We start from the raw sequence: 23,737 nt of genomic DNA on the forward strand, positions 1-23,737 counted from the left end.
AGGTAATTGAATGGATATAGCAGCTTACATGGCCGAAATCGGGCAGCAGGCCCGTGCGGCGGCAAGCGAGGTGGCTCGTTCCACCACCGCGGTGCGGAACCACGCCCTGCTGGCAACTGCGAACGAGCTGGATGCAGCCCGCACTGAGCTGGCTGAGGCCAACGCAAAGGACTTGCGAGACGGCGAACAGCGTGGACTGGACAAAGCCATGCTCGACCGGCTGGAACTGACCCCGGAGCGCATCGACACCATGATCGAGGGGTTGCGCCAGGTCGCGACGCTGCCGGATCCGGTGGGTGAAATTACCGACATGACCTACCGCCCCTCCGGAATTCAGGTTGGCAAAATGCGCGTGCCGCTTGGGGTTATCGGCATCATCTACGAATCACGCCCGAACGTGACGGTGGAAGCCGCCAGTCTGTGCCTGAAATCTGGCAATGCGGCCATCCTGCGCGGTGGCTCCGAATCCATTCATTCCAACCAGGCCATTGCTCAATGCCTGGCTAAGGGCCTTGCGGAGGCCGGCCTGCCGGAAACCGCGGTGCAAGTGATCAAGACCACAGACCGGGCTGCCGTGGGTGAGCTTATTACCATGCCGGAGTATGTGGATGTGATCGTACCCCGGGGTGGCAAGGGGCTGATCGAGCGTATCAGCCGGGACGCCAAAGTGCCGGTGATCAAGCACCTGGATGGTGTCTGTCACGTGTACATCGACAGCCATGCCGATCCGGAAAAGGCGATTCGTGTAGCGGTCAATGCCAAAACCCAGCGTTACGGCACCTGCAACACCATGGAGACCCTGTTGGTGGATGCGGAAATCGCCGAGGATATCCTGCCGATGCTGGCGTCCGAGTTTGTGGCTAAAGGTGTGGAGCTGAGAGGCTGTGACCGGACCCGGGGAGTGATTGAGGCCGGTGCGGCGGTGGAAGGCGACTGGGAAGCCGAATATCTGGCGCCAATCCTGGCCGTTCGGGTGGTGGACGGGCTGGATGGCGCGATCGAGCACATCAATCGCTACAGCTCCCAGCATACGGACAGCATTATCACTGAGAACTATACCCGGGCCCGCCGGTTCCTGACCGAGGTGGATTCCGCGTCGGTGATGGTAAACGCGTCCACTCGCTTTGCGGATGGGTTCGAGTATGGCCTGGGTGCCGAGATCGGGATTTCGACGGACAAGATCCATGCCCGCGGCCCGGTTGGGCTTGAGGGACTGACTTCCCAGAAATACGTGGTCTTCGGGGACGGCCACATCCGGACCTGATCTCCATGCATCTCGTATACGGCGGCACCTTTGATCCCGTGCATCATGGTCACCTGCGCATGGCGCTGGAGGTGAGTGATCGGCTCGGTGGTGAACAAGTCCATCTGATGCCCTGCCATATCCCACCACACCGTGGCGGGACAGGCGCCTCTTCCGAGCAACGTTTGCGCCTGCTGGAGCTGGCAGTCGATGGTGAGCCTCAGTTGGTCGTGGATGATCGCGAGCTACGGCGGGGTGGGGCGTCCTACACGGCGGACACCCTGCGCCAATTGCGTGCGGAGCGAGGGCAGGACACGCCGCTGGCGATCATCGTCGGTACCGATGCGTTTGCCGGCTTTGACCGCTGGCGGGAGTGGCGGGCGATCCCCGAGCTTGCCCACATCATTATTGTTCGGCGGCCCGGCTACCAGTTGGATGCGCATGGTGAGCCGGCCCGGCTGCTGGCGGAACGGGGCGTGTCTGCGCCTGAGGCGTTGTATGACCGGCCGTGCGGGAGACTGCTGGCGCTCGACCTGCCGTTGCTGGACATTTCGGCCACCGACATACGCGCACGCATTGGCGACGGTCGATCACCCCGTTATTTACTTCCTGAATCGGTCTGGCGGGAGATTCGTGCTCAGGGACTGTACAGTGCGTGCCCCGACAGGAACTTTTAGTGCTACAATCGCGTCTGAATAGGGCTTATGGGGATGCCATTCCGGCAGGTCCCGTCTAACAGGGTGATTATGCACGCAGAGCAGCTGAAAGATCTCGTCGTTAACGCACTTGAAGAAGTAAAAGCACAGGACGTCAGTGTGATTGATGTCCGTGACCGTACCAGCGTTACCGACTTCATGGTTCTGGCATCCGGAACGTCTAACCGTCATGTAAAATCTCTGGCCGACTCAGTGGTCGCGGACGCCAAGGAAGAAGGCGTACGAGCCAGCAACGTTGAGGGCGGTGCCACCAGCGACTGGATTCTGGTCGACCTTGGGGATGTTGTTGTCCACGTCATGATGCCCGCAACGCGGGAATTCTACGATCTGGAGCGCTTCTGGCGAGATGCTCCGGACCTGGGTGCTGCGGGCAGCGAATAAGCATGCGTTTACGTCTGATCTGCGTGGGGCAGAAGATGCCCGACTGGGTCAGTACGGGGTATAGCGATTACGCCCGCAGGATGCCGCCGGAGCTGCCTCTGGAACTGGTGGAGGTTCCTATGGCCCACCGAGGCAAAAACCCGGATATCCCCAGACTGATGCAAAAGGAAAGTGACGCCCTTCTGGCCGCCGCTGGTCCGAAAGACCGGGTGGTTGCACTGGAGGTAGGTGGCCGTCCGTGGACCACTGAAAAACTGGCCAGTCAGCTGGAAAGCTGGCAGCAGGATGGTCGGGACGTCAGTTTCTTTGTTGGCGGACCGGACGGTTTGGCCGACGCCTGTCGCCAACGGGCCGATCAGCAATGGTCACTTTCGCCGCTAACCCTGCCTCACCCCCTGGTTCGTATTGTGGTGGCCGAACAGCTGTACCGGGCCTGGTCGATCACCCGCAACCATCCTTATCACCGGGCCTAGGACGTTATTATGCCGTGGGGTGAATTCAAGGATACCGCCGCAGAGCGACGCCTTTTCCAGCGTCGTACCATGGTCATGCTGACGCTGGTGTTCGTTTGCCTGACAGGGCTGTTGGCCCGTATGTACCAGCTGCAGGTAATCGAACACGATATCTACACCACGCTTTCCGACAAGAACCGGGTGCAAGTGCAGTCGGTTCCGCCTCCCCGTGGCCTGATCTACGATCGTAACGGCATTCTGTTGGCCGAAAATCGGCCCGTATTCAGCGTAACCCTGGTGCCAGAGCGGGTTGACGGCATGGACGAAAGCATTGCCAACCTGGGTAACATTCTCGATGTGTCCGAAGAGGATCTGGAGCGATTCGAACGCCGGCTTCGCGAGCCTCGTCGGCCGTTCCAGGAAATCCCGCTCCGCTACGATCTCACTGACGGGGAAATCGCCCGTCTGGCGGTGCACCGACACGAGCTGCCGGGGGTTGAGGTCAAGGCAGAGCTGGTCCGCTACTACCCACACAGCGAACTGACGGCCCATGCCCTGGGCTTCGTCGGCCGCATTAACCGGGACGAGCTTCAGCGCATCGACCCGGTCAATTACGCCGGCACAAACTACATCGGCAAATCCGGGATTGAGCGCTTCTACGAGGAAATTCTCCACGGTCAGGTGGGCTACCAGCACGTAGAAACCAACGCACGAGGGCGGACGCTCCGGGTGCTTGAGCGGGAAAATCCGGTGCCGGGTGAAGACCTGAAACTGCATCTGGACCTGCGATTGCAACAACGGGCTCACGAACTTCTGGATGGCCGGCGTGGTGCCATCGTGGCTATTGAGCCGGAGACCGGGGGAATCCTCGCGCTGGCCAGCGTGCCGGGCTTCGACGCCAATAAATTTGTGACCGGTATCAGTGTCAAAGATTACCGGGCCCTGAGCGAGAGCCGGGACAAGCCACTGTTCAACAGAGCCTTGAGAGGGCAATACCCGCCGGGTTCCACCCTCAAACCGATGCTGGCGATTGCCGCACTGGACAGTGACGTAACTACCCGGGATTACACCATCTGGGACCCGGGTTATTTCCGTCTGAACGAGAGCGGGCGCCGGTATCGCGACTGGAAGCGCGGTGGTCATGGCTGGGTCGACCTGATGGATGCCATGGCGGAGTCCTGCGATATCTATTTCTATGAGGTGGCTGTGAAAATGGGCGTGGATACCATGCACAGCTACCTGTCCCACTTTGGCTTCGGGGAAGACGCCGCACTGGATGTTTCCGGGGCGCTCAGTGGTTTGCTGCCTTCCCGGGACTGGAAACGGGCCATGCGTAATGAGCCCTGGTATCCGGGGGACTCGGTTAACCTGGGGATAGGTCAGGGCTTCATGCTGGCGACCCCTCTGCAGCTGGCAACCGCTACGTCGTTGATTGCCAATCGTGGCATCTGGTCTGAGCCGCGGCTTCTGCGGGATATCGAGGGCGATACGCCGGTAGAGACGTATCTGCCGGAACAAACCCACGAGCCGCTGAAACTGGATAACCCGGATGACTGGGAGTTTGTCGTCAGGACCATGGAGGAGGTCATGCACGGTCGCAAGGGCACCGCACGCAAAGCCGGAGCGGATTCGTCCTATCGTATGGCCGGAAAAACCGGGACTGCTCAGGTGTTCAGTCTGGCAGAAGATGAAGAATACGATGCCGAGGAAATCAGGGAGCGTCTGCGAGACCATGCCCTGTTCGTGGGCTTTGCACCGGTGGACAATCCAAAGATTGCCGTAGCCGTCATTGTAGAGAACGGCGGCGGAGGCAGCAGCACGGCCGCACCGGTTGCCCGAGAGCTTTTTGATGCCTGGCTGCTGGAGTTTGGCCAGCAGCCAGAGTCGCTGGTGAGTGATGTACGATCCCAGGGAGTAAACGATGGCAGCGAATGATCTTGTAGATTCTGCCGGAAACGGCGGGCTGGGGCGTCCGCGAGGCATCTGGGCGGCCTTGCATCTTGATCCGCTCCTGCTGTTCCTGTTGACCGCACTGGTCTGTGGCGGGTTGTTTATCCTGTACAGCGGAGCTGACAGGAACATCGATGTCGTCAAGGCGCAGGGCATTCGTCTGGGTGTGGCCTTTGTCGTCATGCTCGTTTTCGCTCAGCTTGACCCGGCAGTGTTCCGGCGCTGGGCGCCGTGGCTCTACATTGCGGGTGTCGGCGCCCTGATCGCTGTCCTGCTGGTGGGGGTGGGTGCCAAGGGGGCCCAGCGCTGGCTGGCACTGCCGGGGCTGCCCCGGTTCCAGCCATCGGAAATCATGAAGCTGGTGGTTCCGATGATGGCGGCCTGGTATTTGTCACGGCACTATTTACCCCCTCGTAACCGGCATGTATTCGTCGGTCTGGCGATTGTGCTGGTGCCGATGGTGATGATCATGCAGCAGCCGGACCTTGGTACCTCGTTGCTGGTGGGCATGGCCGGCATTTTTGTGGTGTTCTTTGCCGGCATCAGCTGGAAGCTCATTGCTGCATTCGCGGCGCTGGTGGGCGTGTCTGCGCCGGCCATGTGGTTCTTCGTCATGCGCGAGTACCAGAAGCAGCGGGTGCTGACCTTGCTTGACCCCCAGAGTGATCCGCTCGGCGCGGGCTGGAATATCATTCAGTCGAAAACCGCCATCGGGTCCGGTGGCATCGAGGGCAAAGGCTGGCTGCAGGGCACCCAGTCTCACCTGGAGTTCCTGCCGGAGAGCCATACGGATTTCATCGTGGCGGTGTTGGCGGAAGAGTTCGGGTTCATCGGGGTGACCGTACTCATGATTCTGTATTTCCTGATTATCCTGCGCTGCCTGTACATCTCCGTGACCGCGCAGGATTCCTTCAGCCGGTTGCTGGCCGGTGCCCTGACCATGACCTTCTTTATTTACATTTTCGTCAATGTCGGCATGGTGAGTGGGCTGCTGCCGGTGGTCGGCGTGCCTCTGCCCCTGATCAGTTACGGGGGAACGTCGGGGGTGACTCTGATGGCGGCTTTTGGTGTTCTCATGTCCATCCAGACACACCGAAGAATGATTACTGCCTGAGCCTGCGAGGAAATCGTGGCGGCAGGGTAATGGTGAATCTGAGATATAACCCGTTACAATGTAGAAGCAAGTCCAGTAGCGGCATTGATCTGGCGAATAACAAGAGGAAATCCGGACGGTGAACAACAGGCTCCTGTTTTCATGTATGTTTGTGGTGAGTGCGTTGGTGCTGGGCGGATGTGGTTCGGCACCGAAAACTGACCATTCATCACGCTATACCCTGACTCAGGACCGCGCACCGGCAGGCAATTTCGATGCCTCAGGGCTGGTGGATGCCCGTCCGATGTATGAGAAACCAAGGCGGGCGGGCAATAAATCTCCCTACACCGTCTGGGGCAAACAGTACAATGTGCTTGGCAGTAACGACGGCTATGTAGCCCGCGGAACGGCCAGTTGGTATGGAGAAAAATTTCACGGTCACAAGACCTCGAACGGCGAGGTTTTTGACATGTACACCATGACAGCAGCGCATAAGTCCCTGAGAATTCCGAGTTATGCGCGCGTAACGAACCTGGACAACGGACGCTCGGTCATTGTTCGTGTGAATGACCGCGGCCCTTTTCACGGTGATCGGCTGATTGATCTGTCCTACGCTGCGGCGAAGAAACTGGGATACCAGGCCCGGGGCACCGCACGGGTTGAAGTGGCAGCCATTACGGTCCGGCCTGATGGTTCCATGTTCCTCGCAGGCCAGCCGTTTGTGCCCGGAGACAACGTACGACCCGCGGATAACCCCGTTGCGGCCGGTGGACTGGTCGGCTCAGCCAACCAGGCGTTGTTTGTCCAGCTGGGTTCGTTCAGCAGCCGGGATCCGGCCGAGCGGCTTCTCGGGCAGGCGCGCGCCGTACTCCAGGACCCGATGCGGGTTCGTTCGATTGACACCGGCGCCGGACGTTTCCACCGGGTGCAGGTAGGCCCGTTTATCGATGAAGACAGCGCCCGGCGGACACAGAGTCTGCTGGAAGACCGCGGGTTTTCACAGACCATCGTACTGACTGATCATCACTGATTTCGAATTCCACGAAACACACCTGACGACGAACGAAAAGACTCATGGCCCTTAAACGATTGCTTCATTCTTTTTCCGTGATCCTTATTCTGCTGCTTTCGGGCAACGCATTGGCCCAGGCCGTGCTGATCCCATCGCCGCCCCAGATTGCCGGCAGCTCCTACGTACTCATGGATCCGAAAAGTGGTCAGATCATCATGGAGGAAAACAGCCATGAACGACTGCCACCGGCCAGCCTGACCAAGATGATGACCGCGTACATCGTCGAGCGGGAGCTGGACGAGGGCCGGATCAGTATGTCCGATATGGTGCCGATCAGTGTTCGGGCGTGGAAGACTGAGGGATCTCGTACTTTCGTGCGTGAAGGTACCAGCGTACCGGTGGAAACCCTGCTCAAGGGCGTCATTATTCAGTCTGGCAACGATGCTTCAGTGGCGCTGGCGGAGTTCGTCGCCGGCAGTGAAGGGGCCTTCGTCGATATTATGAACCAGCAGGCCCAACTGCTGGGCATGAAGGACACCAGTTTTGCCAACGCCACCGGTTTGCCGGCGGAAGACCATTACTCCACGGCTTACGACCTGGCACTGCTCGCCAAGGCAATCATTAACGATTACCCGGAAAACTACCCGATCTACGCTGAAAAACAGTTCACCTACAACAACATTCGCCAGCCCAACCGGAACAGTCTGCTGTGGCGTGATGACAGCGTGGATGGCCTGAAAACCGGTCATACGGAAGAAGCGGGTTACTGTCTCGTGGCCTCAGCCAAGCGCAACGATACCCGGTTTATCGCCGTGGTGATGGGTACCAGCAGTGCCGAAGCCCGCGCCCAGGAAGTCCAGAAGATGCTCAATTTCGGCTTCCGCTACTACGAGAGCGAGCGTCTGTTCAGTGCCGGCCAGGAGCTCATGGAAGCCCGGGTCTGGGGTGGTCAGTCTGACCAGTTGTCGGTTGGTTTGATTGAGGACGCCTTTGTCACCATACCGAGAGGTTCCCGCGGCAACCTTGAGTCCACCGTGGACTTGGATTCTGTCATCAAGGCCCCCATTAAGGCGGGAGACGAGCTTGGCCGTGTCCGGGTAGCCCTTGAAGGAGAAGTGTTGGTGGATCAGCCGGTGCTGGCGCTGACCGATGTGCCGGAAGGTGGTTTTATCAAACGCATCTGGGACGCCATCAAGCTCTTCTTCTTCCAGTTATTTCAGTGAGGGTGACCAGCGTCCCCTGGGGAGTATCACGGCATGAGTGAGCCGAAAGCACCGAAAATCGAGTTTCCCTGTGACTATGTCATCAAGGTCATTGGAAACGCAGCGCCGGATTTCACCGACTTTGTGGTCGAGGTGGTCGAGCGTCACGCACCCGGTATCGACGAATCCCGTATTTCAGTCAACGAGAGCAGCAAGGGCCGGTTTTCATCGGTCCAGTTGACGATCGTCGCCACCGGCGAGCCCCAACTCAAAGCGCTGTTTGAGGAACTCAAGGCCAGTGGCCGCGTACATATGGTGCTTTGAGGGCGCTTTGCGTCTCCAATAACTTCCGCCTGTTGCCCGGGCCAGAGGCACGATGGTTTCTGGTCTGGCTGTTTTCACTGATCTGCGACATTCTTCCCTGTCACTACCATTCCTGTTCAGAGGCCAGGTTTCCGCCTACATTGATGGTTGAGCAAAACTCAGTTGGTATTTGAGGGGGGTAAGATGGACAGACTGAATGGAAAAGTTGCGGTTCTGACCGGCGCCTGCGGTGGAATAGGCCTGGAAATTCTGAAAAAGCTGGTCAGTGAGGGCGGCAAGGTACTGGCGGTTGACCTGTCAGAGGAAGGGCTGGCGGCAGTAAAGGCAGAACACGGCGATGCGGTGGATACGCTGGTCGTGGATGTGACCGACTACGATCAGGTCGCCGGAATGATGGCTCGGGCGGCAGAACGGTTCGGGCATCTGGACATCGTCATCAACAATGCGGGAATCGGTGTTCCGAAGCCGCTGCTTGATCACGACCCCATTGCGGATTTTGAGGGCGTGACGGCGGTAAATCAGAAGGGCGTGTATTACGGCATTCTGGCGGGCGCACGGCAATTCAGGGCGCAGGGAACCGGAGGTGTCATTCTTAACACTTCCTCGGTCTATGGTCATATGGCATCCGAATTGACCTTTACGTATAACGTCAGCAAAGCCGCCGTAGACATGATGACCAAGTGCGCCGCATTGGAGCTTGGTCCGGCGGGCATCCGGGTGTGTGCGGTTGCACCAGGGCGAGTGGATACGCCGTTGCTGCGCAAATACGAAGAGCTTGGGCTGTGGGACCATATCCGTCGGGAGCAGATGCGCCAGACGTTTACCCAGCCTGAGGAAATCGCCAATGTGGTTGCGTTCCTGGTCAGTGATGAGGCCAACTGCATCAATGGTTGCACCGTTTACGCTTCCGACGGTTTTGAAAATTTCAAATTTCCATTGCTGGGCTCCTAGGCGTTCCCGGCAAGAGTATCTATCCAGAGGGCTGTTGTTTTCATCACGATATGAAGAATCTGATTGTTCGTTCCCTTGGGCAACAGCCCTATCTGGAAACCTGGGAAGCCATGAAGTCGTTCACGGCGGATCGCGACGACAGTACCGTGGATGAGCTCTGGTGCCTGGAGCATCCGCCCATCTATACTCAGGGGCAGGCGGGTAAGGCTGAGCACATCCTGGCACCGGACGATATTCCGGTCGTCCAGGTCGACCGGGGCGGGCAGGTGACCTATCACGGCCCCGGCCAACTGGTTATTTACCTTTTGATCGACCTGAGCCGGCGCAAGCTCGGAGTTCGCGCACTGGTGGACAAGATTGAGCAGGCGCTTGTACGAACACTTGCTGAGCTGGATATCGAGTCAGCACCCCGACCGGATGCACCCGGGGTCTACACCGGTGATGCCAAGATCGCTTCGCTTGGTCTGAGGGTTCGACGGGGATGTTCCTTCCATGGACTGGCTTTGAACGTGGATATGGACCTGGAACCCTTTGCCCGAATCAACCCCTGTGGCTACGCCGGTATGCCCATGAGCCAGGTTAGGGACTCTGTTCCGGGTGCCACGGTGGCTGATCTCGAAAGGCGGCTGGTCGCGCATTTGTGCGAGGGACTGGACGCATCAGAGGTTGACCACCGGAAGGGCTGGTAGGTCCTGGTCCCGCCTGCTAGGCGTCAGGCGGGGGCTTCGGCCTCGTGGGCGCAGACCCGGTTTCGTCCCAGTGATTTTGCCTTGTACAGGGCCTCGTCGGCGCGCTGCAGGAGACTGTCAATGGACTCCGACGGATGAATGCTGGCCACGCCAACGCTGATCGTGGCCGCCACTGGCTTACCATCCACATCGATGGATGAGGTCGCAATCTGCTTGCGAATACGTTCGGCCATCTGAAGGGCTTCCCCGGTTTCCGTTTCAGGCAACACCACCAGATATTCCTCGCCACCCCAGCGGGCAATGGTGTCGATCTTGCGGCACTGATCACGCAGGGTCTGGGCCACCAAGACAATCACCTGATCGCCGATATGGTGACCATGGGTATCGTTCACCGATTTGAACAGGTCGATGTCCATGAGCAGGATGGCGAACGTGCGGGCGTTCCGTCGATAACGGGCGAATTCCTGCTCCAGTTGCGCTACGGCTTCCCGGCGGTTGGCGAGGCCGGTGAGGGTGTCGTGCTTGGCCGCATATTCAAACTTCGACGCCAGGCTGATCAGCTCCTGCCGGGCCCGGCGACGACTCTGGTCCAGTACGAAACAGGTGAACATCTCGAACCCCAGCGCGGCAAGCATCAGCAGCCGGAAGCTCGGGTCATGGGCAGGGGCAAACAGGGCGTCACCGACGGGACTGAATAGCAACACCAGGCCAATAAAACCACCTGCACAGGCAATGACACCGGTCCGGGCGTCGTGAATGTAAAAAACAATGGGTGGGTAGGCAAACAGCCAGAGGATCGCCGCGCCATTTTCCGGCCCCTGCACGGCCAGGTATGTGAACAACGCGGTAATCAGGATGAGGAAGCCGCGGCGGAGCAGGGTGATGTTCTCGAGCGTCCAGTACAGGACACTATTGAAAGCGAGCAGAACTGCCACTGTGAGTAGCAGCGGCGAGGTGATCCAGTCACCTTGAAGTCCAGAGCGCCAGGCAAAGAGTACGAGCAGCGGAATGGCGGCAGCCGTCAGCCAATTGATCAGGATCGGTACCGGGATTTCGCCTGGAACCCGACATTCGCCGGTATCGGGCGTCGTTGGTGTGTCTCTGTTCATGATTTGTCTTGTTGTTTTTGTCATTTGCCAGGTAACCGCTCGTTGTCTCGGTTCTGAAGCGCTAAGCTGGGCCAGAACCGTAATGCACGCGTAAACTGTAACCAATACACAGGTCTACCGTTTCGGCACTGCAGGCGCATTGGCCTGGAGGCCGTTTTGCTGCTGGCGGACCGGTTAGGTTACGCCGCGCAGCTATTCGTATAATGGTCCAAGCCGTCGTGAACGGCAAAATTCTCGGAACCGGATAGGTCGCCCATGTCATCCAGACGTTCAGGAAAATCTGTCTCCCGCATCAAGACCGGCAGCTTCGAGCGCAGGCTCAGCCTGACGAGGGCTGGTCTTTTCGCTGGTACACGTATGGCCTCGCATATGGCCACCAACTGGATAGGCAGTAAGGAAAAGCGGGAAGAGAAGCATCGCGCGATGCTGTCGAACCAGGCCCGTTTCCTGGTGCACGAACTGGGGCAGCTGAAGGGCAGTGTGGTCAAGATCGGGCAGGTTATGGCGTTGTATGGTGAGCACTTCCTGCCCGAGGAAGTCACAGAAGCTCTGCACACGCTGGAAGATCAAACGACATCGCTGGAGTGGCCAGCCATTGAGAAGGTGCTCAAGGATGAATTGGGAGGCGATCGACTGGCCGAACTGGACGTGGATCCCGATCCGATCGGAGCTGCGTCACTGGGGCAGGTGCACCGGGCGGTCCGTCGCAGCGATGGTCTGGAACTGGTGCTGAAAGTCCAGTATCCAGGGGTGGCGGATGCCGTGGACAGTGATCTGAATGCCGTCGCCCAGCTCTTGAAAGTGGCCCGGCTGGTCAGCATGGGTCCCGAGTTCAATGATTGGCTGGAAGAGGTCCGGGAGATGATGCACCGCGAGGTGGACTATCGCCTGGAAGCCAGAACCACCGAGAAATTCCGAAAGATGCTGTCGTCCGACCCGCGCTTCATCGTACCGCGTGTGTTGCAGGAGTACTCGACCGCCCACATCATTGCATCCACCTTCGAGCATGGCCACTCGCTCAACTCGAAAGCCGTCAGGGAGTTGCCTCTGGAGCGGCGGAGTGAGCTGGGCAAGGCCGCGCTGGAGCTGTTCTTTCGGGAGCTGTTCGTCTGGGGGGAGATCCAGACCGATCCCAACTTTGGCAATTACCGGATCCGTTTCGCTGGCGAGGACGGTGACGACCCGGGTTACGACCGTGTCGTCCTGCTGGATTTCGGTGCAGTGCAGTCCTATACCGATGAGTTCCTTGATCCGGTGCGCCAGATGATTCGAGCCTCTTACGAGAACGATCTGGATGCGGTCATCGACGGGGGCGTGAAACTTCGCTTCATGAGCCGGGACTGGCCGGACGAAGTGTTGGAAACCTTTGGTTCGGTCTGTATGTCGGTGCTGGAGCCGCTGGCGCCAGATCACAGTGAGTGGCCCGACGACGCGGTCAACGGGCAGGGAGAGTACCGCTGGAAACAGAGTGACTTGCCATCAAGGGTCGCCCGCCGAGCAGCTCGATCAGCCATCAGCCGATATTTCCGGGTACCGCCAAAAGAATTTGTGTTCCTGAACCGCAAACTGATTGGCGTCTACACCTTCATTGCCGTCCTGCACTCGGAATTCAATGGCGAACATTTGCTGCGCAAATATCTGTATCAGGATCCGGCCGATGACGCTTCGGCAACCAGCCAGAGCACAAAGGCGTAGCGCAGGCCTTTGCCGATGCCCACCAGAATGACGAAATTGAGCCACGGCACGCGCATAATGCCGCCCACCAGTGTCAGTGCATCCCCGCCCAGTGGCAGCCAGCCCAGCAGCAGGGACCACTGACCATAGCGGTTGAAGCGTGCCCGCGCCCGTTCCAGCTGCTGTTCAGTGACGGGAAACCAGCGTTTTTCCTTGAAACGGTCCACTTGCCTGCCGATAACCCCGTTAACCACGGAGCCCAGGGTATTGCCGAGCGTGGCCCAGAACCAGAGCCACCAGTACGACAGTCCCTGACTGACGAGTGTGCCTAACAGAATTTCAGAGTACGCAGGGAGAAGGGTGGCAGCGGCGAAGGCCGTCAGGAAGAGCGTTAAATACGCCAATCGGGTCTCCTTGAGGACAGATTTCAAATTTCTTCACGAAAGTAATCTCATACGATGAGACAGCTCTCCCTCCAATTCAAACTCTTTGTCTTTGTGATCGCGCTGAGGCCAATTTGGGCCGTCCGCTACACGGGCGAAAGTCCGTCATCCATGGCTCCGCCCTATGGCTGTCATTTAAAGCCTCAATTTTCAAAATTTCTTAGTCGTGAGATCATTCCGCCATCAATTATTAGCATGCATCAGTAACGCTGATGCGCAGGAGTGAGTTATGGATCAGGTTACTATCTACGGCCGTGCCAGTTGCGGTTTCTGCCTGAGGGCGAGAGGCCTGTGTGAAGCCAAGGGGCTGCCATTCACCTGGGTGGATATGATGGAAGAGGGTCTGACTAAGGAAGATATTGCAGCAAAGATCGGTCGACCGGTTTACACGGTACCGCAAATTCTGGTGGGAGACCGGTACATCGGCGGGTGTGATGATTTCTTCGCCTTTGTTCGTGAGAATGAGGCAGTGCTGGCAAGTTGAGCGTTTGAATTTGCGCACCAATAAAAAACGCCCGGCTCTCAGGCCGGGCGTTTTTTTGGAGCGGATTAAATCTCGAAGTCGGTTTTCAGCTTCTTGTCCACCAGCTGATTTTTCAGCTTGGCGACCCGTGGCAGGCCGTTATCGAACGGCGGGAAACTTTCACCGGCAATCAGCGGGGAGAGGTATTCACGGCAGTCCTGAGTGATGCCGAAGCCGTCATCCGTGATGTAGTGGATAGGCATCTTTTTCTCCTGGTTGGCGACTTCGCTCAGGGGCGCTTCACCAATCTTCCACCTGTAGGGGCCACCCTGCTCGCGAACGATGGTTGGCATAACCGCCTGCTTGCCGCTAACGGCCATTTCTACGGCCGCCTTTCCTACCGCATAGGCCTGCTCAACGTCGGTGCCGGAGGCAATGTGGCGGGCGCTACGTTGCAGGTAGTCTGCGACGGCCCAGTGGTATTTGTGGCCAAGTGCCTGCTTTACCATGTTGGCCAGCGCCGGCGCGACGCCACCCAGCTGTGTGTGGCCGAAGGCATCCTTGGCACCGGCGTCCGCGAGGAAGCGACCGTCTTCGTACTGGGCGCCTTCGGATGCCACGATGACGCAGTAGCCATATTCTTTGACGCAGTGGTCAACGCGAGCCAGGAAGGCTTCGCGATCGAACGGAATTTCCGGGAACAGGATGATGTGAGGGGGTTCGCCTTCACGCTGGCCTGCCAGGCCACCTGCTGCTGCGATCCAGCCAGCGTGACGGCCCATAACTTCAAGGATGAATACCTTGGTGGATGTCTCGCACATGGACTTGATGTCCAGGCTGGCTTCCAGGGTGGAGGTGGCGATGTACTTGGCCACGGAACCAAAGCCCGGGCAGCAGTCGGTAAACGGCAGGTCGTTGTCGACGGTTTTGGGCACACCAATACAGGTAATCGGGTAGCCCATCTTGTCGGCGAGCTGGGACACCTTATACGCGGTGTCCTGGGAGTCGCCGCCGCCGTTATAGAAGAAATAGCCAATGTCGTGAGCACGGAAGACTTCGATCAGGCGCTCGTATTCACGGCGATTCTCGGAGATGTTCTTGAGCTTGTAGCGGCATGAGCCAAAGGCGCCGCCCGGTGTATGAATCAGCTGGTGAATCGCGTCGTCGCTCTCCAGGCTGGTATCAATCAGCTCTTCCTTAAGCGCACCCAGAATGCCATTGCGACCGGCGAAAACCTTACCAATCTTGTCCGGATGTTTGCGGGCGGTCTCGATGACGCCACAGGCACTGGCGTTGATGACGGCGGTCACACCGCCAGACTGAGCGTAGAATGCATTCTTGATGGCCATCTTGGGCTGAAGCCTCCTGCTGGTTCGATAATCGCGCAGATGATACGCCAAAAGGCGCCGATTTTCATGAGCAGGATTGCGGATGGCGCGGCTCTTGACGGGGTGGAACGGATACGGGAGTCTTGTCGGACTTTAAGACTAAGGAAGTATTCTGGCATGCATATTCATATTCTGGGCATCTGCGGCACCTTTATGGGGAGTCTGGCTGTCCTGGCCCGAGAGCTGGGGCATACGGTCACCGGTTCGGATCAGGGGGTCTACCCGCCCATGAGCACCCAGCTTGAGGCGCAGGGAATCGAGCTGATGGAAGGGTATAGTGCCGATCACCTGGAACCGAAGCCGGATCTGGTGCTGATTGGCAATGCCATGTCCCGGGGTAACGCCGAGGTTGAGGCGGTGCTCAACCAGAATATCGATTACATGTCCGGACCAGAATGGCTGGCTCGTGAGGTCCTGCGCCATCGCTGGGTTCTGGCGGTGGCGGGCACCCATGGCAAGACGACAACCACATCCATGCTCCTGTGGATACTGGAGCAGGCAGGATTCGAGCCGGGATATCTCGTTGGTGGTGTGCCCAAAGACTTTCCGGTGTCGGCCCGGCTGGGCAAGAGCGATTTTTTTGTCATCGAAGCCGATGAATACGACAGTGCGTTTTTTGATAAGCGTTCCAAGTTTGTTCACTACCGACCGCATACCCTGATTCTGAACAATCTGGAATTCGATCATGCGGATATTTTTGACAACGTCGAAGCCATCGAGCGGCAGTTCCACCACCTGGTCCGCACTGTGCCCTCCAAAGGGTTGATTGTTCGCCCCGCAGTGGACGAGCACCTCGATAACGCCCTCGCGATGGGCTGCTGGAGCCCGGTGCAGGATACGGCCATCGGCAGTGAGATTTCCCGGGCCTCGGACTGGCGTGCCGAGCTGTTGTCAGAAGACGGGAGCCGGTTCATGGTGATTCATCATGAGCAGCCGGTCGCAACGGTCAACTGGCCGCAAACCGGCATGCACAATGTGCGTAATGCGCTGGCGGCGATCGCGGCAGCGCGGCATGTGGGCGTGACTCCAGATCATGCGGTGGCTGCCTTGTGTCGTTTCTCCGGGGTTAAGCGACGCATGGAGCTTCTGGCGGATGTTGGAGGTGTGCGCGTCTACGATGATTTCGCTCATCACCCCACCGCGATAGCCACCACGCTCGAAGGACTGCGTGCGCAGGTAGGCGAGGAGCCCATCGTGGCGCTCATCGAACCCCGGTCCAACACCATGAAACAGGGGGTTCACCAGCAAACCTTGTTGCCGAGCGCCGCGGCGGCCGATCAGGTGTTGTGGGCGAATCTCAACGACATGGACTGGCTGGAAACGCTGGTGTCGGAGTGGTGCGCTGCCGGAGCAACGTCAGACCAGCATCGCGTTGAATCCACCGTGGAGGGATTGATCGATCAGGCGCTTGCAGATCTGTCAGGGCCTTGTCACATCGTCATCATGAGTAATGGTGGCTTTGGCGGAATTCACGGCAAATTGGTGGGCGAGCTGAAGCGTCGTCTTGGCTGAGATCGCAGGAACGGGGATGAACGGGATGTCTGAACAGGTTCGAACGATCAATCTGGCGATAACGGGAGCGTCCGGAGCCCAGTACGGGTTGCGGCTGCTGGAGTGTCTGGTGGCGGCCGGTTGCCGGGTCAACGTGATGGTGAGCCGGGCGGCACAGGTGGTAATCGCCACTGAAACCGATCTCAAGCTCCCGGGCACACCTCCGGCCATGCAGTCGGCCCTCACCGAATGGGCCGGAGCCGAGTCCGGGCAAGTGTTGGTGTTCGGTCGGGAAGACTGGTTTGCGCCGCCGGCGTCGGGTTCCGGTGAAAAGGCGCCGATGATTGTCTGTCCCTGCAGCACCGGTACGCTGTCTGCTCTGGCGACCGGTGCCAGCAACAATCTCATCGAACGGGCAGGGGACGTGGCGCTGAAAGAGCGCCGGCCTCTGATTCTGGTTCCCCGGGAAGCGCCTTACTCGGAAGTTCACCTGGAAAACATGCTCAAGCTCACCCGCATGGGTGCGGTGATCTTACCGGCCAGTCCGGGGTTCTATCACAAACCTGAATCAGTCCAGGACCTGGTCGACTTTGTGGTGGCCCGACTTCTGGATCATCTTGATATTCCCCAAACCCTGATGCCCCGCTGGGGTGAAGCACGTGCGGAGCGCAAACGGGACAGCTGATTCGGGCGGCAGCGATGCTTTTGGTCAGCCCGATTGATGGTTTTCACCATTGAGACCTGAGCCCCCTCGGCCGAGACTTGGTGCCATATAGACACAACACTGGCCAAGTACCGAGGTTCCACATGATTCCACGCACCCTTTTCGATGCCGATCTGGAGAGTTTCCGGGATTCTGTCCGAAAATTCCTTGAGCAGGAAGCCGCGCCCTACCACGAGCAGTGGGAAAAGGATGGGCAGGTCAGCCGTGAGCTCTGGCACAAGGCCGGAGAACTCGGGTTCCTGTGCCCCACGATTCCGGAGGAATATGGCGGTGTCGGCGCGGATTTCCGGTACAGTGCTGTGGTCATGGAGGAAGTCTCGCGAGCTGGATTGTCCGGTATTGGCTGGGGCCTTCATTCAGACATCGTGGCGCCCTATATTCTCAATCACGGCACTGAAGATCAGAAAAAGCACTACCTCCCCAAGCTGGTTTCCGGCGAGATGATCACCGCCATCGCAATGACGGAGCCGGGCGCCGGGTCCGATCTGCAAGGCATCAAAACGACAGCGGTAAAACAGGGTGATGAATACATCCTCAACGGTTCCAAGACCTTTATTACCAACGGACAGCTGGCCGATCTGGTCATCGTAGTGGCTAAAACCGATCCGCGTGAAGGTGCCAAGGGCATCAGTCTGCTGCTCGTTGAATCCGAATGGGATGGGTTCGAAAAAGGACAGAATCTGCAGAAAGTAGGGATGAAAGCGCAGGACACCTCCGAGCTGTTCTTCCAGGACGTGAGCGTGCCGTTAACTCACTTGCTGGGCCCGATGGAAGGGCAGGGCTTCTTTCAGCTCATGCAGGAACTCCCCGCCGAGCGTCTGCAGGTAGCCATTGCGGCGGTGGCGGCGGCCGAGGCTGCATGGCAGTGGACGCTGGATTACGTGAAAGAGCGCAAGGCGTTCGAAAAGCCCGTGATCGCATTCCAGAACACGCGCTTCAAGCTGGCGGAGCTGAAGGCGGAAATCACTGCTGCCCGGGTCTTTACTGACCGGTGCCTTGAGCTGCATCTGGACAAGAAGCTGGATATCCCGACGGCTGCCATGCTCAAGCAACACACCACAGACCTGCAATGTCGTGTGATGGACGAGTGTGTCCAACTCCATGGCGGCTATGGCTATATGTGGGAATACCCCATTGCCCGGGCCTGGGCGGATTCCCGGGTACAGCGTATTTATGCCGGCACCAATGAAATCATGAAGGAGATTGTGGCTCGCTCCTTTTGAGAGTGGCCACTTCAGGGAAAAGTTTTAACCATCTATTCCGGGGCAGTCTCTGCAGATTTCAGAAAAGCGTCTCTGAGGAAGCTGAGTATTGCCTGGCCTTCTGACCTCAAGGGGACATCCCTGGCCTTGAGGTCTTTTCTGAGAGATGCTCGAACGGCCTTATCTGAAGGATGCATCTTCATCCTCCGGAGGCGTCGCGCTACCACGGTCGAAAATAACACCTCTGATACTTAAGTTTACAATTTGCCAAACCAGTCAAGGTCTCCGGTACCCACTTCCCCTAAAGTAGCGGCACAACCTCTAAAAAGGATAAATGGTTGCCGCAATGAAACGCTTTCCTGCTCTCTCTGCCTCTGTAATTGCCGTCGCTCTCGCTGGTTGCGGCGAAGAGTCCGCTGTATTGCCTGTGGATGGGCGGGAGTTTGATGGGGTGGAATATGAAGAGCCGGCGCCTTATACAGGGAAGGTGATTGATGGCTACCTGAGGAGCGCCCGGGTCTGGCTGGACCTCGACGGGGATAGTCAGTACACACCGGGGCCAATGACGATTACGCTGGCTAACGGTCGTGAAGTGGTTCTTCCATCTGGTGAACCCACAGCAATGAGCGGCCCGGGTGGGGAATTCTCCCTGGATGTCCTCGAGTTGGAAGTTCCTACCGAAGTAGGGCCGGATATTGACCCTCGGGATTATCCCCTATTTGCGCTGGCGATACCGGGCAAAACCCTCGAAGAAGCCCATAATGGAGACGTGCCGGTCGAACGCGCTTATCTGTTATCTGCAGCGCCGGGCGTTCGAAATGTCACACCCCTGACCATGCTGGCGCGTTTCCGAGACATGCTTTTTTTGTTCGATGGGGCGGATGGTGGCTTGCCACAGGGGCTCGCCAGCCTGAATCTGCTTCGAGATTATATTCAGGCGGAGGATCACCAGGCCCATGCCTATGCTCAGGCATTTGCGCGGTTTTTAGCAAGCCAGTTTCCGGAGACCTACAACGGCGTTTTGGTGCAGGCTAATTCAGATGGAACTGAGCGTTTGTTGAGCAAGGAGGCAGCTCACCTCCTTGGTGTCTCTCTGGTGGCGCACGCCAGTTCACTTTCTGAGATGGTGGATGAGGCGGCTTCTCCGGGGGGATACGCAAATGTTGATGTGAAGGCTCTGAGCCTCCCCGAGGTACCCATTGACCTTAACGACCCCGTGCTACTGACAAGTCAGCGGATCTATGCTCATCCCAGGAGTCAGAGCAATTTGCCTGTCTCGGGAACAAGCCTGGACCAATCGGCGCAGCTTACTTTTTTTTATCGGGAAGACGGACGGCTCGAATCGGTGGACATTGATGGGTGCATCGTTCCGTCAATGGCAGAGCTGGCGCGATTAATCCGCCACAACGGGTATATGGTGAATCTGAATACTCAATGGTTGCCCTCAATTTCTCTCGCCTTTAATGAGAGCTGGATGCAATTCACGAATGAGCGTGATGTGGACGAGCGCCTGGAATTTGACTGGGAGAATCAGAGGATCTTGTTCGATAGTGCAACAACGTGCCACCAAAACCTCGGTATTGAGGCCGGCACAGAGCTTGGCGGCGTGCCGGAGATCTCATATGCGTGGGATGTGAATGATGGCAATGTGAGCTTGGTAGCCCAGATGCGTGGTGCGAATGATTCGCTCATTTCGAGGGAGTATGTCTCCAACTCATCGGCAGCCACTGGCGCCGTCTCGGGGTTTTCGCTTTCGAACGGTGGAGGAGAGCTCGCGTCACTGGAGTTGACGGGCAGCCCCACTGCTTGCCCACCCCCTTCAAGTGCTGACTCTGAAGCGGATCATCTCGTCAGCGCGTACCAGGCTTACCGCTTTGCTACAGATACCCTTACCTTGGAAGACACGGCGCTCGAATTCGACGTGCGTTCATTTGGTCTGGATCCATCCGGTGATGGCTTTGCATTTCAGCGCTTGTTGAGATTCGGCTTCTTGGATCAGGATTTGGCCGGCCTGCCGAATGTGGTTGGTGATAACGGGTTCGAGTGGCAGATGTTTTATAACACCGTAGACAGTGCTGGCTTTGCGCCAGATCAGCCCAATCTGATCGCCAAAGCTGATTTGCTGAGGTACGGGGGCGCGAAGGAATGTAGCCGTGCCGTTGAGCCTGCCAGTGGTGGACTCTTTGCCAAGGTAGACTACGTCTATCATACACTATCAGAACATCTGATCGGGCGCCTTCAATAGACGGCGCCCCGTCACTTTCTCCCGCCTATTTAAAGCACGCAAGAAAAATAGACAAGGCTAGCAGTTAATCTGGGTTTAATCTTAGAAGGAACGCTTAGGAATATCGCCATTTCTTGAGGAAAGAAATGGTGCCGAGGAGAGGACTTGAACCTCCACGGGGTTGCCCCCACTAGCACCTGAAGCTAGCGTGTCTACCAATTTCACCACCTCGGCAGGTGATTTGCAGAGCCGCTCGGTTTGTTGAAAACTTCGCTCGTCTGCCGCTGTTGAGGAGTGCCCCTCAACCGATGGCGCGTACTTTAATGATTCCCTCAAAACCTGTCAAACATTTTTTGGGAAAAATTTTCTCAAGCTAATACTCCCTGTTTTATGCCGTGGTAAGTCCTTGTTGGGCAGGGAGGCGTTACCAGCGTTATACTTCACGCCATACGACACATCCGTGCCGCTTTCAACAAGGATTCGAATGGTTTCCAGGAAGAAAAATGTAAGTGACCCCCACGCAAGTCGTGAGGCGCAGAAGTACGACAACCCTATCCAGAGTCGTGAATTTATCCTCGCCCATCTCAAGGACCGGGGGGCTCCTGCGACTCACGAGACGTTGTGTTCAGAGTTAGGACAAGCGTCTGCAGATGGCATTGAGGCGCTGCGCCGTCGTTTGATTGCCATGTGTCGTGATGGCCAGTTGATCTGCAACCGACGCGGCGCTTACTTGCCCATTGAAGAAGCGGATCTGGTGACCGGGAAAATCATCGGCCACAAAGACGGTTTCGGCTTTTTGTCCCCGGATGACGGCGGAAGTGATCTTTTTCTTACTGCCCGTCAAATGCGGCAAGTCTTTCATGGCGACCGGGTCGCAGCCCGGGTTGATCGGGTGGATGACCGGGGGCGCCGGGAGGGCGTGATTGTTGAGGTACTGGAATATCGTACCCAGCAGACGGTCGGTCGCTTCTTCAAAGAGAGCGGCATCAATTTCGTGGTTCCGGAAAACAGTCGCATAAACCAAGAGGTTCTGGTGCCGGATGAGAGTGCCGGCAACGCCAGGCACGGTCAGTATGTGGTGGTTGAGATCCTGCGTCAGCCCACGATAAGGCGTCAGCCGACCGGTAAGGTGGTTGAGGTCCTGGGTGAGCACATGGCACCGGGCATGGAAATCGATGTGGCCATCCGGTCTTACGATATCCCACATGCCTGGTCCCAGGCACTCGGAGATCAGGTTGCGGCCATTCCTGATGAGGTCCAGGAGAAGGATAAGGCCAATCGTGTCGATATTCGTGACCTGCCTCTTGTGACCATCGACGCTGAAACAGCTCGCGATTTTGACGACGCCATTTACTGTGAGTCTCGCCCTCGGGGTGGTTACCGCCTGGTCGTGGCCATAGCGGACGTATCGCACTATGTCCGCCCCGGCTCGCCGCTGGATGACGAGGCCGTGCGCCGTGGTAACTCGGTGTATTTTCCGGATCACGTGGTGCCCATGCTGCCGGAGAAACTGTCGAACGGGCTGTGTTCGCTGAATCCGGACGTGGACCGTCTGTGCATGGTGGCGGATATGACCATCAGTGCAGCCGGTAGTATCAGCGGTTACACCTTCTATCAGGCCGTCATGCGCAGCCATGCGCGGCTGACCTATACCAAGGTCAGCGACATGCTGGAGCGGCCGGATTCTGAACCTGGCTACCGGTTGGCGGAGCAGTATGCGGATCTGTTGCCACATCTGCATAACCTGTACGCCCTCTACAAGTTGTTGCGTAAGGCTCGAACAGAGCGTGGTGCCATTGATTTTGAGACGACGGAAACCCGGGTCGTGTTTGATGCCCAGCGCAAAATTGAAGAGATCGTGCCGGTCCATCGCAACGATGCTCACAAGATTGTCGAAGAGTGCATGCTGTGCGCCAATGTGGCGACGGCCCGATTCCTGAAAAAGCACAAAATGCCGGCGCTCTATCGGGTGCACGATGGTCCTTCGGAAGAGCGCCTGATGGCTCTGCGCCTTTTCCTGGGGGAGCTTGGCTTGTTCCTTGGGGGTGGTGACAAGCCGACCTCCGCCGATTATCAGGCCCTCCTTGCTCAGGTGGCTGATCGCCCGGATGCCCACGTCATACAGACGGTGATGCTCCGGTCGCTCAGTCAAGCTGTGTACAGTCCCGACGAGAGCGGACACTTCGGGCTTGGTTTTGCCAGCTATACGCATTTCACTTCGCCCATCCGTCGTTATCCGGATCTGATTGTTCATCGGGCAATCAAGTCGCGGATTCATAATCCGGACGTGACCAAGGATGTGGTGACGCCTCCCCACCAGGATCCGGAACTGGCTGAATACCCCTACGATCATGCGCAAATGGTTCAGATGGGTGAACACACCTCCATGACCGAGCGCCGGGCCGACGATGCCACCCGGGATGTTATGGCGTGGTTGAAGTGTGAGTTCCTCAGGGATCACGTCGGTGAGGAATTTGATGGCATCATTGCCGCAGTTGTTCCCTTTGGCTTCTTCGTGGAGTTGAACGATGTCTACATCGAGGGGTTGGTGCATGTCTCCACCCTCAGTGGTGATTACTTCCATCACGATTCGGCGAAACACCGGCTGATCGGTGAGAGAACAGCGGTGAGCTTCCGGTTGGGGGACGAAGTCCGGGTTAAAGTGGTACGAGTGGATCTCGAGGATCGGAAGATCGACCTGGAGCTGGTCAGTCAGCCGCGGCGCCGTCGAGCAGATCTTGATGCCCTCGAGGTATCTCGGCGTGAGGCCGGTAAAAAATCGAAGCGTGCTGAGAAAGCGTCTGGCAAGAAAACAGGTCGTCGGAAGTCGTCGTCCAAGGGGCAGTCTGCGTCAGCGCGCAAGGACGGCCGCAAGCCAAAAGCCGGCAGTGCCAAAGATCGCCTGGTGGCCGAGGCGGCCCGTGAGGCCGGAAAAAAACAAAAAGGGGATGGTGATCGCTCATCGGGCGGGCTGCGCCGCCCCAGAAAATCCAGCAAGTAACAGGG

At 57.9% G+C, this 23,737-nt stretch carries 21 protein-coding genes and 1 tRNA gene; 18 read left to right on the forward strand and 4 right to left on the reverse strand.

Translation table 11 applies throughout. The features are described 5' to 3' along the window. Nucleotides 1-10: 10 nt before the first annotated feature. The 11 genes from K8I84_RS00310 to lipB all read left to right on the forward strand — a co-directional run bounded on the left by K8I84_RS00310 (nucleotide 11) and on the right by lipB (nucleotide 10,013). Complete coding sequence (locus tag K8I84_RS00310) at nucleotides 11-1,264, forward strand: glutamate-5-semialdehyde dehydrogenase (RefSeq protein WP_223792727.1); 1,254 nt, start codon at nucleotides 11-13, stop codon at nucleotides 1,262-1,264. Nucleotides 1,265-1,269: 5 nt separating this feature from the next. Next, nucleotides 1,270-1,920: a nicotinate-nucleotide adenylyltransferase gene (gene nadD, locus K8I84_RS00315; RefSeq protein WP_223792728.1), complete on the forward strand. Its 651-nt coding sequence runs from the start codon at nucleotides 1,270-1,272 to the stop codon at nucleotides 1,918-1,920. 69 nt (nucleotides 1,921-1,989) lie between these two features. Continuing rightward, on the forward strand, nucleotides 1,990-2,340 hold the full coding sequence (rsfS, locus tag K8I84_RS00320; RefSeq protein WP_223792729.1) for a ribosome silencing factor: 351 nt from the start codon (nucleotides 1,990-1,992) through the stop codon (nucleotides 2,338-2,340). A 2-nt stretch (nucleotides 2,341-2,342) separates the two neighbouring features. Then, a complete protein-coding gene (gene rlmH, locus K8I84_RS00325) occupies nucleotides 2,343-2,813 on the forward strand; it encodes a 23S rRNA (pseudouridine(1915)-N(3))-methyltransferase RlmH (RefSeq protein WP_223792730.1) in 471 nt (156 codons plus the stop codon). A 9-nt stretch (nucleotides 2,814-2,822) separates the two neighbouring features. Next, nucleotides 2,823-4,727, forward strand: coding sequence for a penicillin-binding protein 2 (mrdA, locus tag K8I84_RS00330; RefSeq protein ID WP_223792731.1), 1,905 nt, complete (start codon nucleotides 2,823-2,825; stop codon nucleotides 4,725-4,727). Beyond that, nucleotides 4,714-5,856, forward strand: a complete 1,143-nt coding sequence (gene rodA, locus K8I84_RS00335) for a rod shape-determining protein RodA (RefSeq protein ID WP_223792732.1) — start codon at nucleotides 4,714-4,716, stop codon at nucleotides 5,854-5,856. Before mrdA ends, rodA begins: the two co-directional genes overlap by 14 nt. A gap of 145 nt (nucleotides 5,857-6,001) precedes the next feature. After that, nucleotides 6,002-6,865, forward strand: a complete 864-nt coding sequence (locus K8I84_RS00340) for a septal ring lytic transglycosylase RlpA family protein (RefSeq protein ID WP_263282914.1) — start codon at nucleotides 6,002-6,004, stop codon at nucleotides 6,863-6,865. A gap of 44 nt (nucleotides 6,866-6,909) precedes the next feature. Next, the gene (locus K8I84_RS00345) at nucleotides 6,910-8,070 is read left to right on the forward strand and encodes a D-alanyl-D-alanine carboxypeptidase family protein (RefSeq protein ID WP_223792734.1); all 1,161 of its coding nucleotides are present in this window, start codon (nucleotides 6,910-6,912) and stop codon (nucleotides 8,068-8,070) included. 33 nt (nucleotides 8,071-8,103) lie between these two features. Then, on the forward strand, nucleotides 8,104-8,373 hold the full coding sequence (locus K8I84_RS00350; RefSeq protein ID WP_223792735.1) for a YbeD family protein: 270 nt from the start codon (nucleotides 8,104-8,106) through the stop codon (nucleotides 8,371-8,373). A 183-nt stretch (nucleotides 8,374-8,556) separates the two neighbouring features. Continuing rightward, complete coding sequence (locus tag K8I84_RS00355; protein ID WP_223792736.1) at nucleotides 8,557-9,324, forward strand: SDR family NAD(P)-dependent oxidoreductase; 768 nt, start codon at nucleotides 8,557-8,559, stop codon at nucleotides 9,322-9,324. Between the two features lie 50 nt (nucleotides 9,325-9,374). Next, nucleotides 9,375-10,013: a lipoyl(octanoyl) transferase LipB gene (gene lipB / locus K8I84_RS00360; RefSeq protein ID WP_223792737.1), complete on the forward strand. Its 639-nt coding sequence runs from the start codon at nucleotides 9,375-9,377 to the stop codon at nucleotides 10,011-10,013. A 23-nt stretch (nucleotides 10,014-10,036) separates the two neighbouring features. On the opposite strand, the gene K8I84_RS00365 is transcribed toward lipB, so the two are convergent. Beyond that, entirely contained in the window at nucleotides 10,037-11,122 is a 1,086-nt protein-coding gene (locus K8I84_RS00365) for a GGDEF domain-containing protein (protein ID WP_223792738.1), read from the reverse strand. 255 nt (nucleotides 11,123-11,377) lie between these two features. Here K8I84_RS00365 and K8I84_RS00370 point away from each other — a divergent pair, with 255 nt between their 5' ends. Beyond that, entirely contained in the window at nucleotides 11,378-12,817 is a 1,440-nt protein-coding gene (locus K8I84_RS00370; protein ID WP_223792739.1) for an ABC1 kinase family protein, read from the forward strand. Here K8I84_RS00370 and K8I84_RS00375 read toward each other — a convergent pair. Then, nucleotides 12,766-13,200: a YqaA family protein gene (locus tag K8I84_RS00375; protein ID WP_223792740.1), complete on the reverse strand. Its 435-nt coding sequence runs from the start codon at nucleotides 13,198-13,200 to the stop codon at nucleotides 12,766-12,768. The two genes, K8I84_RS00370 and K8I84_RS00375, sit on opposite strands and share 52 nt — an antisense overlap. A 268-nt stretch (nucleotides 13,201-13,468) precedes the next feature. On the opposite strand from K8I84_RS00375, the gene K8I84_RS00380 reads away from it, so the two are divergent. Beyond that, complete coding sequence (locus tag K8I84_RS00380) at nucleotides 13,469-13,723, forward strand: GrxA family glutaredoxin (protein ID WP_223792741.1); 255 nt, start codon at nucleotides 13,469-13,471, stop codon at nucleotides 13,721-13,723. Between the two features lie 65 nt (nucleotides 13,724-13,788). Here K8I84_RS00380 and K8I84_RS00385 read toward each other — a convergent pair whose 3' ends face one another. Beyond that, nucleotides 13,789-15,051 (reverse strand): 6-phosphofructokinase, encoded by a 1,263-nt coding sequence (locus tag K8I84_RS00385; RefSeq protein WP_223792742.1) that lies wholly within the window; start codon nucleotides 15,049-15,051, stop codon nucleotides 13,789-13,791. Between the two features lie 156 nt (nucleotides 15,052-15,207). Between K8I84_RS00385 and mpl the strand changes: the two genes are divergently transcribed. The 4 genes from mpl (at nucleotide 15,208) to K8I84_RS00405 (ending at nucleotide 20,752) form a co-directional block, all read left to right on the forward strand. After that, the gene (gene mpl, locus K8I84_RS00390; RefSeq protein ID WP_223792743.1) at nucleotides 15,208-16,602 is read left to right on the forward strand and encodes a UDP-N-acetylmuramate:L-alanyl-gamma-D-glutamyl-meso-diaminopimelate ligase; all 1,395 of its coding nucleotides are present in this window, start codon (nucleotides 15,208-15,210) and stop codon (nucleotides 16,600-16,602) included. Between the two features lie 16 nt (nucleotides 16,603-16,618). Beyond that, the gene (locus K8I84_RS00395; protein WP_411722629.1) at nucleotides 16,619-17,266 is read left to right on the forward strand and encodes a flavin prenyltransferase UbiX; all 648 of its coding nucleotides are present in this window, start codon (nucleotides 16,619-16,621) and stop codon (nucleotides 17,264-17,266) included. A gap of 122 nt (nucleotides 17,267-17,388) precedes the next feature. Further along, entirely contained in the window at nucleotides 17,389-18,528 is a 1,140-nt protein-coding gene (locus tag K8I84_RS00400; protein WP_223792745.1) for an acyl-CoA dehydrogenase family protein, read from the forward strand. A gap of 325 nt (nucleotides 18,529-18,853) precedes the next feature. Beyond that, nucleotides 18,854-20,752: a hypothetical protein gene (locus tag K8I84_RS00405; protein WP_223792746.1), complete on the forward strand. Its 1,899-nt coding sequence runs from the start codon at nucleotides 18,854-18,856 to the stop codon at nucleotides 20,750-20,752. A gap of 126 nt (nucleotides 20,753-20,878) precedes the next feature. Here the strand turns inward: K8I84_RS00405 and K8I84_RS00410 are convergent. Then, nucleotides 20,879-20,965, reverse strand: a tRNA-Leu gene (locus K8I84_RS00410). Between the two features lie 250 nt (nucleotides 20,966-21,215). On the opposite strand from K8I84_RS00410, the gene rnr reads away from it, so the two are divergent. Next, nucleotides 21,216-23,732, forward strand: coding sequence for a ribonuclease R (rnr, locus tag K8I84_RS00415; protein ID WP_223792747.1), 2,517 nt, complete (start codon nucleotides 21,216-21,218; stop codon nucleotides 23,730-23,732). Nucleotides 23,733-23,737 lie beyond the last annotated feature (5 nt).

It is taken from the genome of Marinobacter sp. F4216 (assembly GCF_019931195.1).
Taxonomy (GTDB): domain Bacteria; phylum Pseudomonadota; class Gammaproteobacteria; order Pseudomonadales; family Oleiphilaceae; genus Marinobacter; species Marinobacter suaedae.